Origin of the sequence: Bradyrhizobium sp. B124, assembly GCF_038967635.1 — a bacterium.
Lineage (GTDB): Bacteria > Pseudomonadota > Alphaproteobacteria > Rhizobiales > Xanthobacteraceae > Bradyrhizobium.
The window spans coordinates 826,603-844,700 of record NZ_CP152413.1; the positions used below are offsets into that span (position 1 = coordinate 826,603).

General features: G+C 64.9%; 16 protein-coding genes. 13 read left to right on the forward strand and 3 right to left on the reverse strand.

What is annotated here, in order from left to right:
• Positions 1-26 precede the first annotated feature (26 nt).
• Together xth and AAFG13_RS03805 are read right to left on the reverse strand one after the other, a co-directional pair.
• A complete protein-coding gene (gene xth, locus AAFG13_RS03800; RefSeq protein ID WP_342711168.1) occupies positions 27-824 on the reverse strand; it encodes an exodeoxyribonuclease III in 798 nt (265 codons plus the stop codon).
• Positions 825-867: 43 nt separating this feature from the next.
• Positions 868-1,293, reverse strand: a complete 426-nt coding sequence (locus AAFG13_RS03805; protein ID WP_342711169.1) for a GNAT family N-acetyltransferase — start codon at positions 1,291-1,293, stop codon at positions 868-870.
• 250 nt (positions 1,294-1,543) lie between these two features.
• On the opposite strand from AAFG13_RS03805, the gene AAFG13_RS03810 reads away from it, so the two are divergent.
• Together AAFG13_RS03810 and AAFG13_RS03815 are read left to right on the forward strand one after the other, a co-directional pair.
• Positions 1,544-2,677 carry an efflux RND transporter periplasmic adaptor subunit gene (locus AAFG13_RS03810; RefSeq protein WP_342711170.1) on the forward strand — a complete coding sequence of 378 codons (1,134 nt, stop codon included), beginning with the start codon at positions 1,544-1,546 and terminating at the stop codon, positions 2,675-2,677.
• A 3-nt stretch (positions 2,678-2,680) separates the two neighbouring features.
• Positions 2,681-5,809: an efflux RND transporter permease subunit gene (locus AAFG13_RS03815; protein WP_342711171.1), complete on the forward strand. Its 3,129-nt coding sequence runs from the start codon at positions 2,681-2,683 to the stop codon at positions 5,807-5,809.
• 62 nt (positions 5,810-5,871) lie between these two features.
• On the opposite strand, the gene erpA is transcribed toward AAFG13_RS03815, so the two are convergent.
• Positions 5,872-6,201: an iron-sulfur cluster insertion protein ErpA gene (gene erpA / locus AAFG13_RS03820; RefSeq protein ID WP_021081206.1), complete on the reverse strand. Its 330-nt coding sequence runs from the start codon at positions 6,199-6,201 to the stop codon at positions 5,872-5,874.
• A gap of 137 nt (positions 6,202-6,338) precedes the next feature.
• On the opposite strand from erpA, the gene AAFG13_RS03825 reads away from it, so the two are divergent.
• From AAFG13_RS03825 to AAFG13_RS03875, 11 genes are all read left to right on the forward strand, one after another.
• Positions 6,339-7,547: a deoxyguanosinetriphosphate triphosphohydrolase gene (locus AAFG13_RS03825; RefSeq protein ID WP_342711172.1), complete on the forward strand. Its 1,209-nt coding sequence runs from the start codon at positions 6,339-6,341 to the stop codon at positions 7,545-7,547.
• A 9-nt stretch (positions 7,548-7,556) separates the two neighbouring features.
• A complete protein-coding gene (gene argS, locus AAFG13_RS03830) occupies positions 7,557-9,353 on the forward strand; it encodes an arginine--tRNA ligase (RefSeq protein WP_342711173.1) in 1,797 nt (598 codons plus the stop codon).
• 118 nt (positions 9,354-9,471) lie between these two features.
• A complete protein-coding gene (locus tag AAFG13_RS03835) occupies positions 9,472-10,938 on the forward strand; it encodes an SPOR domain-containing protein (protein ID WP_342711174.1) in 1,467 nt (488 codons plus the stop codon).
• A 46-nt stretch (positions 10,939-10,984) separates the two neighbouring features.
• A complete protein-coding gene (gene nagZ / locus AAFG13_RS03840) occupies positions 10,985-12,007 on the forward strand; it encodes a beta-N-acetylhexosaminidase (RefSeq protein WP_342711175.1) in 1,023 nt (340 codons plus the stop codon).
• On the forward strand, positions 12,004-12,825 hold the full coding sequence (locus tag AAFG13_RS03845; RefSeq protein WP_092113984.1) for a ScpA family protein: 822 nt from the start codon (positions 12,004-12,006) through the stop codon (positions 12,823-12,825). The genes nagZ and AAFG13_RS03845 overlap by 4 nt, the downstream gene beginning before the upstream one ends.
• Before the next feature lie 22 nt (positions 12,826-12,847).
• Complete coding sequence (scpB, locus tag AAFG13_RS03850) at positions 12,848-13,783, forward strand: SMC-Scp complex subunit ScpB (RefSeq protein WP_342711176.1); 936 nt, start codon at positions 12,848-12,850, stop codon at positions 13,781-13,783.
• A 147-nt stretch (positions 13,784-13,930) separates the two neighbouring features.
• Complete coding sequence (locus AAFG13_RS03855; protein ID WP_050400528.1) at positions 13,931-14,164, forward strand: twin-arginine translocase TatA/TatE family subunit; 234 nt, start codon at positions 13,931-13,933, stop codon at positions 14,162-14,164.
• Positions 14,165-14,324: 160 nt separating this feature from the next.
• The gene (tatB, locus tag AAFG13_RS03860) at positions 14,325-14,849 is read left to right on the forward strand and encodes a Sec-independent protein translocase protein TatB (RefSeq protein ID WP_212319590.1); all 525 of its coding nucleotides are present in this window, start codon (positions 14,325-14,327) and stop codon (positions 14,847-14,849) included.
• On the forward strand, positions 14,846-15,640 hold the full coding sequence (tatC, locus tag AAFG13_RS03865; RefSeq protein ID WP_092113989.1) for a twin-arginine translocase subunit TatC: 795 nt from the start codon (positions 14,846-14,848) through the stop codon (positions 15,638-15,640). Before tatB ends, tatC begins: the two co-directional genes overlap by 4 nt.
• A gap of 203 nt (positions 15,641-15,843) precedes the next feature.
• Entirely contained in the window at positions 15,844-17,175 is a 1,332-nt protein-coding gene (gene serS, locus AAFG13_RS03870) for a serine--tRNA ligase (protein ID WP_342711177.1), read from the forward strand.
• A 100-nt stretch (positions 17,176-17,275) separates the two neighbouring features.
• Entirely contained in the window at positions 17,276-18,046 is a 771-nt protein-coding gene (locus AAFG13_RS03875; protein WP_342711178.1) for a hypothetical protein, read from the forward strand.
• The last annotated feature ends 52 nt before the right edge of the window (positions 18,047-18,098 follow it).

Here is an 18,098-nt window from a genome sequence, read left to right on the forward strand (position 1 = left end):
GATTGATATCCCCGCGGCCGGCGAGCTCAGACGGTCTCGAAATCGAGATCGGCCCAGACCGGGACATGGTCGGAGGGCTTCTCCCAGGCGCGGACATAGCTATCGATCCCGACGTCGATCAGCCGGTCGCTGGCCTGCGGCGACATCAGCAGATGGTCGATGCGCAGGCCCCAGTTCTTCTGCCAGGCGCCGGCCTGGTAGTCCCAGAAGGTGTACTGGCCGGGCTCGTCATTGACCGCGCGCAGCGCATCGGTCAGGCCGAGGCCGAGCAGCGACTGGAAGGCCTCGCGGGTCGCAGGGCGGAACAGGGCATCGTCGGTCCAGGCGGCCGGATTGTAGACGTCGCGGGCCGCCGGAATGACGTTGAAGTCGCCGGCCAGGATCAGCGGCTCCTCGGCCTTAAGCCGTTGCCGCGTGTACTCAAGAAGCCGCGACATCCATTTGAGCTTGTACGGATATTTGTCGGTGTTGGCGGGGTTGCCATTGGGCAGATAAAGGCACGCGACCCGCACCACGCCCTGCTTCAGCGTGACGACGCCTTCGAGGAAGCGGGCGTGGGCGTCCTCGTCGTCGCCGGCGAGGCCCGACTTGGTCTCGTCGAACGGCAGCTTGGAAAGCAGCGCCACGCCGTTGAAGGTCTTCTGGCCGTGGGTGACGACATTATATCCTAGCGCCTCGACCTCGAGCCGCGGAAACGCGTCGTCGACGCATTTGATCTCCTGCAGGCAGACGATGTCGGGGGAACACTCCTTCAGCCAGGCGACCAGAAGTTCGATCCGTTGCCGGACCGAGTTGACGTTCCACGTAGCGATGCGAACTGCCATCGGACTTCCTTCATTGATGGGACACGTGACCGAGCGCCCCGCTTTAGACCAACCGCTTCCGCATCTCGATGTGCGGGATGCCGGCCTCCTCGAATTCCTCGCCGATCCGCTCGAAGCCGACGCGTGCGTAGAACCGCTCTGCGTGTGTCTGCGCGTTGAGGATCAGCTCCGGATAGCCGAGTTCGGCCGCCTTGGCCATCAGCGCATCCAGCACGCGGGCGCCCATGCCCGTGCCGCGCGCCGCCTTGAGCACCGCCATCCGGCCGACATGGCCGTCGGGCAACAACCGGCCCGTCGCCACGGCGGTGCCGTCTTCGGCAAACGCCAGGGCATGCCAGCTCGACACGTCCATTTCGTCCCATTCAAGTTCCGCCGGAACGCCCTGTTCTTCGACAAAGACGCTGTAGCGGATGGCACCGGAGCGTTCGCGGGCTTCTTCCCAGGTGCAGACGCGGACGGAGATGGACATCAGGGGGATTCGAAACATTCGATCTGGAGGCGAAAGGGTAGCGCGATTGCCCGCCCCGTCGCATGCCGAATTTCCAGGAGTGCGGATGCGAATGACCGGGATTGAAGCCGCAGGATTTTACTTAGGTGGCATACCATGGGCGATCCGCCTGTGCTAACCCTCTCCGGAAACAAGGCGTAACAATTGCCGACGGGGGAGTTGCGAAGCGTCCCGGCCCTGAGGGGAAGCGGGCGGCGCACGTGCAAGACTTATGAAAAAACGGAATTTGGTTCTGACTGTCGCTGTTCTCGGCATTGCAGCCGGGGCGGCTTACATGACCCGCGCTTCATGGATGGGTGGCGGTGCCGCCACCGCACAGGGGACGCCGCGGCCGCGTGTGGTCTCGGTGGATCTGGCCAAGGCCGAACGCAGGTCGGTGCCGGTGGATGTCGACGCGATCGGAACGGTCACGCCGATCTCCAGCGTGGCGCTGAAGTCGCGGCTGGAAACCACCATCGTCTCGGTGCATTTCGAGGACGGCGCCAAGGTCAATGAGGGTGACCTGCTGTTCATGCTCGACGCACGGCAGATCGATGCCCAGATCGAGCAGGCCGAGGGCGTGCTGGCCCGCGACCAGGCCCAGCTCGAGGGCGCGCAGCGCGACCTCCGCCGCTATACGGAGCTCGTCGGCAAGGGCGCGACCACGCAGGTCAATCTCGACAATGCCAAGACCCAGTCCGATGTCCTGATCGGCACCATCAAGGCCGACCAGTTCGCGCTGGAAAACCTCCGCGTCCAGAAGAGCTACACCGTGATCCGCGCGCCGTTCGCGGGCCGGATCAGCGCCGCCAACGTCAAGGTCGGAAACTTCGTCCGCCCGGCAGATACCCAGCCGCTCGCCGTCATCAACCAGATGGCGCCGGTCTATGTCACCTTCGCCATTCCCCAGCGTGCGCTGGTCGATCTGCGCGATGCCATGGGGAAGGACGATCCCAAGGTGATCGCGACCATTCCCGGCCACCAGCGTTCCGAGAGCGGCAAGGTCGCGATGGTCGAGAACGCCGTCGATGCGACCACCGGCATGGTCACGGTGCGCGGCATCATGAACAATGCGAGCGAGACGCTGTGGCCCGGCACCATCGTGCAGACCAAGCTGATCATCCGCAGCGAAGACGCGGTCGTGGTGCCCACGGTCGCGGTCCAGCGCAGCCAGAACGGCAATTTCGTCTTCGTCGTCCAGGACGGCGTCGCCAAGGTGCGGGCGGTCAAGGTCGATCGCACCTTCCAGGGCAGCTCGGTGATCTCTGATGGATTGGCGGGCGATGAAAGCATCGTCGTCGACGGCCAGCTGCTGCTGTCGGAGGGATCGCGGGTCGAGTTGCGGGCGCGCAAGGCCGGAGCCTGACCGATGACGCTCTCCGAGCTCTGCATCCGCCGCCCGGTCATGACGACGCTGATCACGGCGTCGATCATCGCATTCGGCGTGTTCGGCTTCCGCCTGCTGCCGGTCTCGGCGCTGCCCAAGGTGGATTTCCCGACCATCGCGGTCACGGCCACGCTGCCGGGCGCCAGCGCCGACACCATGGCCGCCTCGGTCGCCGGCATCATCGAGCGCCAGCTCTCGACCGTTGCCGGCATCTCCTCGATGAACTCGAACTCCTCGCAGGGCACGAGCGTCATCACCATCCAGTTCGACCTCAACCGCAACATCGATGCCGCCGCGCTCGACGTGCAGACGGCGTTGACGATCGCGCAGCGCCGGCTGCCGATCGAAATGACGATCCCGCCGAGCTTCCGGAAGGTGAACCCGGCCGATTTCCCGGTGCTGTTCGTCTCGCTGGGGTCGGCGACGCTGCCGTTGTCGGCGGTCAACGAATACGGCGACATCACGATCGGGCAGGCGCTGTCGCAGCTGCCCGGTGTTGCCCAGGTGTTGATCTACGGCGCGCAGAAATTTGCGATCCGCGTTCAGGCCGATCCGGAGGCCGCGGCTGCCCGCAGCGTCTCGATGGAGGATATCCGCGCCGCAGTGTCGCGCGCCAATTCCTCGACCCCGGTCGGCACGCTGAACGGCCCCAAACAGGACGTCGCGCTGCAGGCCTCCGGCCAGATGGACAAGGCGGCCGACTACCGCCAGATCTATGTCGCCTGGCGCAACGGCTCGCCGGTCCGGCTCGACGAGATCGCCAAGGTCTACGACAGCGTCGAGAACGACAAGATCGCGACCTGGATGAACGACGAGCGGGCGATTGTGCTCGCGATCCAGAAGCAGCCCGACGCCAACACCGTGGCAGTCGTCGATGCCGTGCTGGCGAAATTGCCGTCGCTGCGCGCCGCGATCCCGCCCTCCGTGACCATGCAGGTCATGATGGACCGCTCGGTCTCGATCCGGCAGGCGGTCAGCGACGTCGAGGAGACCCTGCTGATCGCGATCGCGCTGGTGATCCTCGTCATCTTCCTGTTCCTGCGCTCGGCGTCGGCGACCTTCATTCCGGCGCTGGCGGTGCCGATCTCGCTGTTCGGCACCTGCGCTGCGATGTACGCGCTGGATTACTCGATCAACAACATGACGCTGCTGGCGCTGACGCTCTCGGTCGGCTTCGTGGTCGACGACGCCATCGTCATGCTGGAGAACATCGTCCGCCATATCGAGCACGGCATGAAGCCGTTCGAGGCGGCGCTGAAGGGCGCCCGCGAGATCGGCTTCACGATCATCTCGATCACCTTCTCGCTTATCGCCGTGTTCATCCCGGTGCTGCTGATGGGCGGCATCGTAGGCCGCGTGTTCCGCGAATTCGCGGTCACGATCTCGGTGGCGATCATCGTCTCCGGCTTCGTGTCGCTGACCTTGACGCCGATGCTGTGCGCCCGCGTGCTGCGCGCGCATGACGCGACCAAGCGTCCGAACATCGTGTTGCGGGCGTTCGAGGCGATGTTCGAGGCCTGGCTGCGCGCCTATGAATGGGCGCTGGACTGGGTGCTGGCCAAGAAAGCCTTGATGCTGATCGTGACGCTCGCGACGCTCGGCGGCACCATCTACCTCTACATGATCGTCCCGAAGGGCTTCTTCCCGCAGGAGGACACCGGCTTTCTGATCGGCGTGACGGAAGCTGCGACCGATACCTCGTTCGAGGCGATGAAGGTGCGCCAGCAGGCGCTGGTCGAGGTGATGCGGACCGATCCGGCGATCGATTACATCAATTCCACGGTCGGCTCCGGCGGTCCCAATCCGACCACCAACTACGGCCGCCTGTTCATCGCGCTGAAGCCGCAGAAGACGCGTGACAACGCCACCGTGGTGATCGGACGGCTGCGCCAGAAGGCGCGCGAGATTCCGGGCATGCAGGCGTTCTTCCAGAGCGTCCAGAATCTCAACATCGGCGGCCGCATCTCGAAGAGCCAGTATCAGTATGTGATGCAGAGCGGCGATACCGAGTCGCTGTACCGGCTGGCGCCGGAGATGCGCGACAAGATCGAAAAGATCCCGGGCCTGCTCGACGTCACCACCGATCTCTACATCAAGAACCCGCAGATGACGGTCGATATCGACCGCGAGAAGGCGGCGGTCTACGGCATCACCGTCGACCAGGTCCGCAACCAGCTCTACAACGCCTACGGTTCGCGGCAGGTCGGCACCATTTACATGCCGTCGAACGACTACCAGATCATCCTGGAGGTGCAGCCGCAGTTCCGCGTCGATCCGTCCGATCTCTCTAAGCTCTACATGAAGACCGCGAATGGGCAGACCATTCCGCTGGATGCGGTAGCGCGGTTGGTGCCGACGGTCGGGCCGCTGCAGATCAACCACCAGGGCCAGCAGCCGGCGGTGACGATCTCGTTCAATCTCGCGCCCGGCAATTCGCTCGGCTATGCCGTCGACAAGATCACCGAGCTCGAGCAGACCGCGAATTTGCCGCCGACGATTGCGACCGGATTCTCCGGCACCGCGCAGGTATTCCAGGATTCGCTGCGCGGGCAGGGTGTCCTGATCCTCGCCGCCGTGTTCGCGGCCTTCGTGATCCTCGGCATTCTCTACGAGAGCTTCATCCATCCGATCACCATCATCTCGGGCCTACCGTCGGCCGGCATCGGCGCGATCCTGACGCTGATGCTGTTCGGGATGGAGCTATCGGTAATTGCGATGATCGGCATCGTGATGCTGGTCGGCATCGTCAAGAAGAACGCGATCATGATGGTCGACTTCGCGCTGGAGCGCCGCCGCGTCGGCCTCAGCGCCGAGCACGCGATCCGCGAGGCGGCGCTGCTGCGTTTCCGCCCGATCATGATGACGACGTTCGCGGCGATCTTCGGCACGCTGCCGATCGCGCTCGGTGCCGGCGCCGGCGCCGAACTGCGTCAGCCGCTCGGCGTCGCGGTGGTCGGCGGCCTCTGCGTGTCGCAGCTGCTGACACTGTTCATCACGCCTGTGATCTACATCTATCTCGACCGTATCGACCGCAGGCTGCGCCGCAAGCTCGATCCGCAGGCGGAGGCGGCCAGCGACGTCGAGCGGCCGCAGGTGGTGGCGGCAGAGTAGCTGGCGTCTCCGGCGAACCGGTCACCGGTTGGCGTGGAGCAGCCGCGTCGGGCAAAGAAGCGTTAGATCGAGAAGCTGGTGCCGCAGCCGCAGGACGCGGTGGCGTTCGGATTGACGACGCGGAACGAGGCGCCGATCAGGTCGTCGACGAAGTCGACTTCCGAGCCCGCGAGGAACGGGACCGAGGCGGGGTCGATCAACACCACGGCGCTGTCGCGCTCGATCACCAGGTCGTCATCGGCCTGGGTGCGCTCGACGTCGAATTTGTACTGGAAACCGGAGCAGCCGCCGCCCTCGACCGAAATGCGCAGCTTGGCGCCGTCGCCTTCTTTGCTGAGGATCTGTCCGATCCGGCGGGCGGCCCGTTCGCTGACGGTGATGGCAGCAGTCATATTGGTCTCCGAAACCCTATTTGAGCATGGTTTGATCGGATCATTCTCGGCGTCATGCCCAATTCATTTGGTCAGCCGCCTCAGTCATAGTTAAGTGCGTCGGACCATGGAATCAAATGGATAAGGACTAAAATACCGTGTCGGTCGGAATGGCTGCCCCCCGCGCGCCTTATGCCTGCGACCCCGACCGCAGCCGCGGCCGGCTTGTCTTGGAGCCGCCGAGCCGGACCCGCAGCCCGTTCCGGCGCGATTGTGACCGGGTGATCCATTCCACCGCGTTCCGCCGCCTCAAGCACAAGACCCAGGTCTTCGTCTTCCATGAAGGCGATCATTACCGCACCAGGCTGACTCATTCGCTGGAGGTCGCCCAGATCGCCCGCGCGCTGGCGCGCCAGCTCGGGGTCGACGAGGATCTGACCGAGACGCTGGCGCTGGCGCACGATCTCGGCCACCCGCCGTTCGGGCATGCCGGGGAGCGGGCGCTCGACGACTGCCTCAAGGACGACGGCGGCTTCGACCACAATGCGCAGGCGCTGCGGGTCGTCACCTCGCTGGAGCATCGCTACCCCGAATTCGGCGGGCTGAACCTGACCTGGGAGTCGCTCGAGGGTATCGTCAAGCACAACGGCCCGCTGACCGAACGCAACGGCGCACCTAGCGGCCGCTACGTCGACAGCGGCCTTCCGATCGGGATCGCCGACTACAACCAGGCCTACGATCTCGAGCTCTGGAGCTATGCCTCGCTCGAGGCGCAGATCGCGGCCTTCGCCGACGACATCGCCTATGACGCCCATGACATCGACGACGGCCTGCGCGCCGGTCTGTTTGCGGTCGATGACCTCAAGGAGATGCCGCTGACCGCAGAGATCATCGCCGAGATCGACCGCCATTACCCCGGGCTCGACGAGGTCCGGCGCGGCGCCGAACTGGTGCGTGAGCTGATCTCGCATTTCATCAGCGCGGTCTTCAACGAGGCGACCCGGCGGCTTGCGGTCGCGCAGCCGCAATCGGCCCAGGATGTGCGCCACCACAACGCGCCGCTGATCGCGTTTCCGCCCGAGGTGGCCGAGCAGGAGGCGGCGATCAAGGCGTTCCTGTTCCGGCGGATGTATCGCCACCCGCGGGTGATGCTGGTCATGCGGGAGGCGGAGCAGGTGGTCCGCAATCTCTATGAGCGCTACCGGCAATCGCCGGGCGACCTGCCGGCGGAATGGATCGAGGGAAGCGTGCAGGAGACCGGCAGCGCGCGGAACAGGCGGATCGGCAATTTCATTGCCGGGATGACCGACCGTTTCGCCCTGATCGAGCATCAAAGGCTTTTTGACTCGACCCCGGATTTGCGTTAGCGCCCTGCCATGGCCGACACCCCTGCGACACCACACCTTTTTGCCGACATGCTGGCGCGCGTGCACGCGATCTGTGCCGCTGTCGCTGCCGAGGATAACTGGCCCGCGGGCATCGATCTGTCCCGCGTCGTGGTCGAGCCGCCGCGCGATGCCAGCCATGGCGACATGGCGACCAATGCCGCGATGGTGCTCGCCAAGGAGGCCAAGGCCAAGCCGCGCGAGCTCGCCGACAAGATCGCGGAGCGGCTGCGTGCCGACGCGCTGGTGGCGTCTGTCGATGTCGCCGGGCCCGGCTTCATCAACCTGACCTTGAAGCCGCAGGTCTGGGCGGACGCGCTACGCGCCGTGCTGGCCGCCGGCTCGGCCTATGGCCGCAGCGACATCGGCAAGGCCGAGAAGGTCAATGTCGAATACGTCTCGGCCAACCCGACCGGGCCGATGCATGTCGGCCACTGCCGCGGCGCTGTGTTCGGCGATGCGCTGTGCAGCCTGCTGCAATTCGCAGGCTTCGACGTCTGCCGCGAATATTACATCAACGACGCCGGCGCCCAGGTCGACGTGCTCGCGCGCTCGGCATTTCTGCGTTACCGCGAGGCGCTCGGTGAGGACATCGGCGCGATCCCGGAGGGGCTCTATCCCGGCGACTACCTCGTGCCGGTCGGCGCGGCGCTTGCCAAGGAATACGGAGAGAAGCTGCTCAACATGACGGAAGCCGCGTGGCTGCCGATCGTGCGCGACAAGGCGATCGCCATGATGATGGAGATGATCAAGGTCGATCTCGCCGCGCTCAACATCCATCACGATGTGTTCTTCTCCGAGCGCTCGCTGATCACATCAGGCAACAACAAGGTCGCCGAGACCATCGATTTCCTGCGCGCCAAGGGCGACATCTACGAAGGCCGCCTGCCGCCGCCAAAAGGCAAGCCGGTCGAGGATTATGAAGACCGCGAGCAGTCGCTGTTCCGCGCCACCGCCTATGGCGATGACGTCGATCGTCCGCTGATCAAGTCGGACGGTTCATACACCTATTTCGCGTCCGACATCGCCAACCACCGCAACAAGTTCGAGCGCGGTTTCACCAATCTGATCGACGTGTTCGGCGCCGATCACGGCGGCTACATCAAGCGGATGCAGGCGGCGGTGAAGGCAGTGACTGCCGGCAAAGCCACGCTCGACGTCAAGATCGTGCAGCTCGTCAAGCTGCTGCGCGACGGCGAGCCGGTGAAGATGTCGAAACGCTCCGGCGAATTCGTCACGCTGCGCGAGGTGGTCGACGAGGTCGGCTCGGACGCGGTCCGGTTCATGATGCTGTTCCGCAAGAACGACGCGGTGCTCGATTTCGACCTCGCCAAGGTGATCGAGCAGTCCAAGGACAATGCCGTCTTCTACGTCCAGTACGGTCACGCCCGTGGCCATTCGATCTTCCGCAATGCGCGGGAGGAGGCGGTTCCCGACCTGCCCGAGACCGATGAGGCCCGGCTGGCCTATCTGCGAAACGCTGCGGTCGAGCGGCTGACCGATCCGTCCGAGCTCGGCCTGCTTAAGCAGCTTGCGCTGTATCCGCGGATGATCGAAGCTGCCGCGGTGGCACACGAGCCGCACCGAATCGCTTTTTATCTATATGATTTGGCCAGTGAATTTCATGCGCTGTGGACCAAGGGGCGCGATTTGCCCTATTTACGCTTCATTATCAATAATGATGCAGAGATCACGAGGGCGCGACTGGCAATGGTTCAGGGCGTCGTCTCGGTTCTGGCATCGGGCTTAGCTGTTCTAGGCGTCCACGCTCCGACCGAGATGCGGTAGGCAGGGGCATTAGGCCTTCACGAGTGGGGATTTGTGAGGGCATCTGGCAGGGGCCAACTCGTTCGGACCGGCTGTGCCGGCGATCTTGGCGCTGTCCCGAAGGGGATGCATCATCACGATGGCTGATCGATATCAGGACCGACATTTTTCCACCGACGCGGCACCCAAGGCCGAGAGCGATCCGCTCGCCGAACTGGCCCGGCTGATCGGACAGACGGATCCGTTCGGCAGCGCGAACAAGCCGCCGCCGCGTCCGCTGCAGTCGCGCGCCAATGCGCGGCCGCAACAATATGATCCGCAGGCCGAGGACGAGGATGCGCCGCCGCCCGCGGGCCCGCCGCCCTGGATGCAGCGCGCGCGGCAGGAGACCGTCGCTCCGCCGCCCGTGCAGCACACCGAGTACGAAGAGCCCGAACAGGACTACCAGCCGAAGCCGGTGCATCCGTTGCATCGCTATGCGGCCCAGCAGGCGCAGCCGCCTGCGCCCGAACCGGTCGCAAGCTATCGGCCGGTCGAGCCCCCGCGACAGCCCGAGGCCTTTGACGACGAGCCCTATCAGAGTGGCGATCAGGGCCAGGATCCGTCGCGCTATGACGATGCGCTCTACGGCCAGCTGGAAGCCGGCGAACAGGATCTGCAGCGCGATCCATCCTATCCGGACGATCCCTATGCGTATGAGGCCGACGAAGAAGAGCCTGAACCGCGTCGGCGGAGCAGCGGCCTGATGACGGTCGCCGCCGTCTTGGCGCTAGGCGTGTTCGGCGTCGGCGGCGCGTACGCTTACCGAACCTATGTCGGCTCGCCCCGCAGCGGTGAGCCGCCGATCATCAAGGCCGACAACACGCCGACCAAGGTGATCCCGGCCCAGGCCGATGCGCCGGCCAAGACACCGGATCGCATGGCAGCGGGTGACGGCACCGAGAAGATCGTGTCGCGTGAAGAGACCCCGGTCGACGTCAATTCGAAGACCGCAGGACCGCGCGTCGTGTTTCCGCCGCTGAACGCAAATGCGAATCCGCCGCCGGCATCGACCGTGCAGACGGCGCAGCCCGCGCCGGCGCCGATCACCGCGAACGGGACGTTGCCGAACAACGAGCCGCGCAGGGTTCGCACGCTCGCGGTCAAGGGCGATTCGCCCGATGGCGCGCAGGCCGCGGCCGCCGCGCCGGCCAAGCCTGCGGCCGCAGCGAAGCCTCCGGTGTCGCGCGGCAACCCGGCCGCGGCCAATGCCAGCGTGAACGCGCCAATGGCGCTGGTTCCCGGGCAGGCTGACGCAGCCCCGGCCGCGCCTCCGACCCGGGTTGCATCCAACACGACCGCCTCCGTTGGTGGCGGTGGATATCTGGTCCAGGTGTCGTCGCAGAAGAACGAGGCGGACGCACAGTCGTCCTATCGGACGCTGCAGGGCAAATATCGCAGTGTACTCGGTTCACAGCCTTTGGTGGTGAAGCGCGTCGATCTCGGGGAGAAGGGCGTCTATTACCGCGCCTTTGCCGGCCCGTTCGCGTCGTCGGAAGAGGCGAACCAGCTGTGCCGGAGCCTGATGTCGGCCGGTGGGCCGCAGTGCCTCATCCAAAGAAATTAAGGGCCGTTTCCTTGACCCGTGAGCTGCATACGGCCTAATCGGCCGAATGACGAACCGCGCATTCATCACGGGCATATCCGGGCTGATCCTCAACGACGCTGAACGCGAATTTATTCGCGCCGAGCGGCCATGGGGCTTCATCCTGTTCAAGCGCAACATCGAGAGCCCTGCCCAAGTGGCCGCTCTTGTTGGGGAACTCAGGTCGGCGGCCGGCATGGCCGACGCGCCGGTCCTGATCGACCAGGAGGGCGGGCGGGTGCAACGGCTCGGACCGCCGCATTGGCCGGTCTATCCGCCCGGCGCGAGCTTCAGCGCGCTCTACGACATCGACCCGAAGCTCGGCCTGACCGCGGCCCGGCTCAGCTCACGGCTGATTGCGGCCGACCTGATCGACCTCGGAATCACCGTCGATTGCCTGCCCTTGGCCGACGTTCCGGTGGCCGGCGCAGATGCGGTGATCGGCAACCGGGCCTATGGAACCGAACCGGACAAGGTCGCGGCGATCGCCCGTGCGGTCACGGACGGGCTAGAACGGGGCGGCGTGCTGCCGGTTCTCAAGCACATTCCTGGCCATGGCCGCGCCACCGCGGACAGCCATTTCCGGCTTCCGACGGTCGATACCGCCAGAGACGAGCTGGAACGGACCGATTTTGCCGCGTTCCAGCCGTTGGCGGACCTGCCGATGGCGATGACCGCACATGTTGTGTTTAGCGCGCTGGACCCCGTCCATCCGGCGACGACTTCTGCGACAATCATCGAACAGGTGATTCGCGGCCTGATCGGGTTCCAAGGTTTGTTGATGAGTGATGACGTGTCGATGAATGCGCTGGCCGGATCAATTGCCGAGCGGACCCGCGCCATCGTCAACGCCGGTTGCGACATGGTTCTGCACTGCAACGGCAATATCGACGAAATGCGCGAGGTCGCGCGGGAGACGCCGGAACTCGCCGGCAAGGCGCTTGAGCGAGCCAAGGCGACGCTCGCCGCGCGGAAGCAGCCTGAACCGCTCGACCGGCAGGCGGCACGGGCAGAACTGGATGCGTTGTTGAATCGGGTAGGGACGGCATGACCGCTGAAATTCTATCGTTTGAGACCGGGCGGCCGGCCGACCTCGCCGAGGGCGAACCGGCGCTGGTGGTCGACGTCGAGGGCTATGAGGGCCCGCTCGACCTGCTGTTGACGCTGGCACGGCAGCAGAAGGTTGACCTGTCGAAGATTTCGATTCTTGCGCTCGCCGACCAATATCTTTCGTTCATCGAGGCCGCGCGCAAAATCCGCCTCGAGCTTGCCGCCGACTATCTGGTGATGGCGGCTTGGCTTGCCTTCCTGAAGTCGCGGCTTTTGCTGCCCGAGCCGCCGAGTGCGGAGGGGCCGAGCGCCGAGGAAATGGCGACCGCGCTCGCCAACCGGCTGCGCCGTCTGGAGGCGATCCGCGAGGCGGCGAACCGGCTGATGAACCGGCCGCAGTTCCAGCGCGATATCTTTCCGCGCGGCAATCCGGAATCGATCGCCGAGATCAAGCATCCGAAGTTCACTGCGACCTTGTACGACCTGCTGTCGGCCTATGCGACGCAGCGCGCATCGCGCGTGCTGACCTCAGTGCATCTGGCCAAGCGGACGGTGTGGTCGCTGGCGGAAGCGCGCGCCTCGCTGGAGCGGCTGGTCGGCCTCGCCGAGGACTGGAGCTGCCTCGACGAGTACCTGATGAACTACGTCGCCGATCCCAAGCAGAAGGCCACGGTGTTCGCATCGAGCTTCGCTGCTGCCCTCGAACTGGTTCGCGAGGGCGAGATGGAAATCAACCAGAAGCAGGCGTTCGCGCCGATCTATTTCCGAAAGCGTCAAGCGCAGGCCGCAATGGCTGCGCCGGACCTGTCGGTTGAGTAAGTGGAAGAAGGAGAGCAAGCCCATGGCAAGCTTGGCGGAAGTGCGCAGAGACGAGCCCGAGGAGAAGGTTTCTCCTATGGATCATCCGGTAGCGCGTCCTGAGGAATTGCGGCTCCTTGAAGCCCTGTTGTTCGCATCGGCCGAGCCGATCGATCAGGCAACGCTGGCAAAGCGGATGCCCGACGGCGTCGATATCAAGGTGGCGCTCGCACAGTTGCAGGCGGAATATGCGCCGCGCGGCGTCAACCTGGTTCGGGTCGCCAACAAGTGGACGTTCCGCACCGCCGGCGATCTGTCGTGGCTGATGACGCGCGAGAGCACCGAGACCCGGAAGCTGTCGCGTGCAGCGATCGAGGTGCTGGCGATCGTCGCCTATCACCAGCCGGTGACCCGTGCCGAGATCGAAGAGATTCGCGGCGTGGTCACGTCGAAGGGCACGATCGACGTGCTGCTGGAGACGGGCTGGATCCGTCCGCGCGGCCGTCGCAAGACGCCGGGCCGTCCGTTGACCTTCGGAACCACCGACGCATTCCTGTCGCAGTTCAGCCTGGAAGCGCTCGGCGACCTGCCGGGGCTCGAGGAGCTGAAGGGCACCGGCCTGCTCGACTCGCGGCTGCCGACCGGCTTTTCCGTTCCCTCACCATCGGATGATGCGACGCTGCGGGAGGACGAGGAGCCGCTCGAGCCCGGCGACACGCTGGAACTTCTGCTCGCGCCGGCCGTCGAGCCTGAAGCCGAGGAACCGAAGACCGAGAGCGAAGCGGTTGCCGAGGTTGAGGCTACCGAGGTTGGGACTGCCGAGGTCGAAACGACAGCCGAGGCCGAAACCGACCTCGAAGCGGAAGTTGCCGCCGAGGTGGACGCGGCCGAACCTGACGCGGCCGAACCTGACGCTGATGAGCCGGACGAGCGCATCCACGCGGGCGATGACGACGGCGCCGAGGAGAAGGGCGAATAGCCCGGAATATTCCCGGTTAAGCCTAGCAATATTACGTAGCCGCGACAGCGATTTGCCGCGGCCGAGGTCCTTGTTTTTGACACCCCGCGGGCCTAACTTCCGGCCATGTTCAGGCCGGTCTACCGGCCATTTCTGGAGGGTTGCAGGATGGGTTCGCTTAGCATTTGGCACTGGATCGTCGTGATCGCAGTGGTCCTGCTGCTGTTCGGACGCGGCAAGATTTCGGACCTGATGGGTGACGTCGCCCAAGGTATCAAGGCCTTCAAGAAAGGCATGCAGGACGACGACAAGGTCGCGGACAAGCCGGAGTCCACCAAGGCGATCGACCACAATGCGGCGCCGTCGGCCGCGCGCCAGGATGTCGGCAGCAAGGCCGTCTAACGCGCCTGTACTGACACATATTTCGACGTTTTTCTTTGCGCGAAACGGTGACGCCGTCGCTCGGAAGCGCTATGGACGCCGATTGAGAAAAGGCGCCGGCAGCCCCACATCCTGCTAGGACCAATGGGGCCGATGGCGGCGCGCTTAGGCGGAACAATTCATGTTCGATATCGGGTGGAGTGAACTGGTCGTCATCGCGGTCGTCGCGCTGATCGCCATCGGCCCGAAAGAGCTGCCGGGCGTGCTGCGCATGGTCGGGCAATGGATGGGCAAGGCCCGGAAAATGGCCTCCGAATTCCAGGGCCAGTTCCAGGAAGCCATGCGCGAGGCCGAGATGGCCGACCTCAAGAAGAGTTTTGACGAGGTCAGGGAAGCCGCAACCGGCATCACCAGCGGCAACATCATGACCTCGCTGCACAAGGACGTCAGCGACGCCCTGCAGATCGACAAGCCGGTCGATGCGCAGGTCGCCTCCGCAATCGACGCACCGGTGACGTCAAGCGACGCACCGGTCACTCCGACAACACCCGCACCGCCGACACCGGAAGCCTTCGTCGAGGCCGAGACGCACGCTGCCGCCGGCGAGCCGCTCGCGATCACCAGCGAGGTGAAGCCCGAGCCGGCGCCTGCGCAGGACGAGACGCCGCCACAGCCTGACGTGCTCAAGGACGCGAGGGCGTCATGAGCGCCGAAGATATCGAGGCCAGCAAGGCCCCCTTGATGGATCATTTGATCGAGCTGCGCTCGCGGCTGATCAAGGCGCTGCTCGGCTTCGGCGTCGCTTTCATCATCTGCTTCTTCTTCGCCAAGCAGATATTCAACGTCCTGGTCTGGCCCTTCATCTGGGTGGCAGGGCCGGAAAATTCCAAATTCATCTATACCGCGCTGCTCGAATATTTTCTGACGCAGCTCAAGCTCGCTCTGTTCGGCGCCGGCTTCATCTCGTTTCCGATCGTCGCGACGCAGATCTACAAGTTCGTGGCGCCCGGGCTCTACAAGCATGAGCGCAACGCGTTCTTGCCTTATCTGATCGCGACGCCGGTGTTCTTCGTGCTTGGCGCGATGATGGTCTATTTCGTGGTCTTCCCGATGCTGACCCGCTTTTCTCTCGGCATGCAGCAGTCGGCGGGCACGGAGACGGCGCAGATCCAGTTGCTGCCCAAGGTCGGCGAGTATCTCTCGCTGATGATGTCGCTGATCTTCGCCTTCGGCATCGCGTTCCAGCTGCCGGTGATCCTGACGCTGCTCGGCCGCATCGGCATCGTCACCTCGAAGATGTTGAAGGAGAAGCGGCGCTACTTCATCGTGATCGCCTTCATCATCGCCGCCGTGCTGACGCCGCCCGATGTGCTGAGCCAGGCCTCGCTCGCGATCCCGCTGCTCTTGCTCTACGAGGGCGCCATCATCGCGGTCGGGATCGTGGAGAAGAAGGCCACGACCTCGAGCGCGCCGTCGGCGACCAATCCGGCCGAGTAGGGCGGTCTTCGCCTCACACTCGGTGTCATACCCCGCGAAGGCGGGGTATCCAGTACGCCGCGGCTTCTCGGCGACACGCCGACGCCTCTGGAATACTGGATCACCCGCTTTCGCGGGTGATGACGGTCGTGCTAGTGGAAACATGCAACGCAAACGTTGAAGTACAACGTTATCTGCAAGCCCGCCGTCAGGACTACCACACCATGCACGATATCAAAGCGATCCGCGACAACCCGACAGCCTTCGACGCCGGCCTGAAACGCCGCGGACTTGGGGCTCTGTCGCCGTCGCTGCTGGCGATCGACGAGAAGCGGCGTGCGGCGATCCTGGCGTCCGAGCAGGCCCAGGCGCGACGCAACGCGGCCTCGAAGGAGATCGGCTACGCCAAGAAGGCAAAGGACGAAGCGCGCGCGGCCAAACTGATGGCCGAGGTCGCCGAGCTCAAGACCACGATGCCGGAGCTGGAGGCTGCCGCGAAATCGTTTGACGACGAGCTGACGAATGAGCTGTCGTCAATTCCGAACTTGCCGCTCGACGAGGTGCCCGACGGCACCGACGAGCACGGCAACGTCCAGCACCATGTGTTCGGCAAGAAGCGCGACTACGGCTTTGCGCCGAAGCTGCATGATGATCTCGGCACCGCGCTCGGCTACATGGATTTCGAGGCGGCGGCGAAATTGTCCGGCGCCCGCTTCGTCGTGCTGAAGAAAGGCCTGGCGCGGCTCGAGCGTGCGATCGGGCAGTTCATGCTCGATTTGCACACCGGCGAGCACGGCTACGCCGAGATCAATCCGCCGCTGCTGGTGCGCGACGCCGTGATGTTCGGTACCGGCCAGTTGCCGAAATTCGAGGACGATCAGTTCTGGGCGATCAAGGGCGAATTGCTCGCGGCGCCGAATGCCGATTTGCGCAGCGAGCGCCTCGGCCTGATTCCGACCGCGGAAGTCTCGCTGACCAACCTCGCGCGCGAGTCCATCCTCGACGAAAAAGAGCTGCCGATGCGGCTCACGGCGCTGACGCCGTGCTTCCGCGCCGAAGCCGGTGCGGCGGGACGCGACACGCGCGGCATGATCCGGCAGCACCAGTTCACGAAGGTCGAATTGGTGTCGATCACGACGCCCGAAGCCAGCAAGGATGAGCTCGAGCGCATGCTGTCCTGCGCCGAGCAGGTTCTGCAGAAGATCGATTTGCATTATCGCGTGATGACGCTGTGCGCCGGCGACATGGGCTTCTCCGCGCAGAAAACCTACGACATCGAGGTGTGGATGCCGGGGCAGGGCGATGGCGGTGCCTATCGCGAGATTTCGAGCTGCTCGGTGTGCGGGGATTTCCAGGCGCGTCGCATGGACGCGCGCTATCGCGGCCCCGACGGCAAGCCGCGCTTCGTACATACGCTGAACGGCTCCGGCACGGCGGTCGGGCGCGCCCTGATCGCTGTGATGGAGACCTATCAGCAGCAGGATGGCTCGATCGCGGTGCCCGATGTGCTGCAGCCCTATATGGGCGGGCTCAAAGTCATCGAGCACGGCATGTGAGGCGAGGGCCAGTGTGATGCCGCTCCATCGGGACATCCACTGGCTTGGTCGACAATGGGCCGTCACGGGCCACGGTCTGCAGCTGATCAATCAGAAGCAGATGGGCTATTACGACATCGAGGCCGCGCGTTTGTGGGAAGCCCGCGTGACCGAGATACAATCGAAGGTCTGGATCGACAGGCCCGATTTCGACAAGGCGCTGGAGATCGCGCGCGGCAAGTTCGCCTACTTGGCGCCGGCCGATCTGCCCGCGGCCGTCGCGCCACCGCCGCCTCCGGTCCGGGCCATGCCGCCGGCCGCGCCGCGTGCTCCGCTTGACGCGGAATCGGTGCCCTCGATCGAGGAGCTGCTGGCGAGGCTGAAATCGAAATCGGCCGCGCCCGTCGCAAGGCCGGCCGAGCAGGTGCCCGCGCCGCCGCCCAGACCTGAACCTCTCACGTCTGCACCTGGCAAGACCGAACCCGCCGGGGCCGAGCTCCTCAGGTCTGAGCCTCCGAAACCGTCCAAGCCGGAACTCGGCCAGACTCCCCCGGACGCAGCCGTGCCGCTCAGGCCTGAAGCTCGGAGGGCTGAATCGCCCGGGGTTGAATCGCTCGGGGGCGAGCCTGCAAAACGCGAGGCTCCGAAGCCTGAGCTTCCAGAGACCGAGCCGATCAGGTCCGAAGCTCCCGAACCTCCCGAAGCTCGCCAGGCTGCGCCGGTTGAGCCGGAGGCGCCTACGCCGCCGCCCTCACCATCAGGCCTCACGTCCGTTCGGCGGCCGGCCTGGCCGGTGTTCGACCGCAAGATCGCCGGCAGCGGCAGATTCGTGCATCCATGGCGCGTCGCCTCGGCGCGATGGCAGGGGCCGGGTTTGCCTCCACGGTCCTAGCCGGTTAAGACGGCAATCAAATCAGGAGCCGCCGCCCAAGAAACCCGCGTCG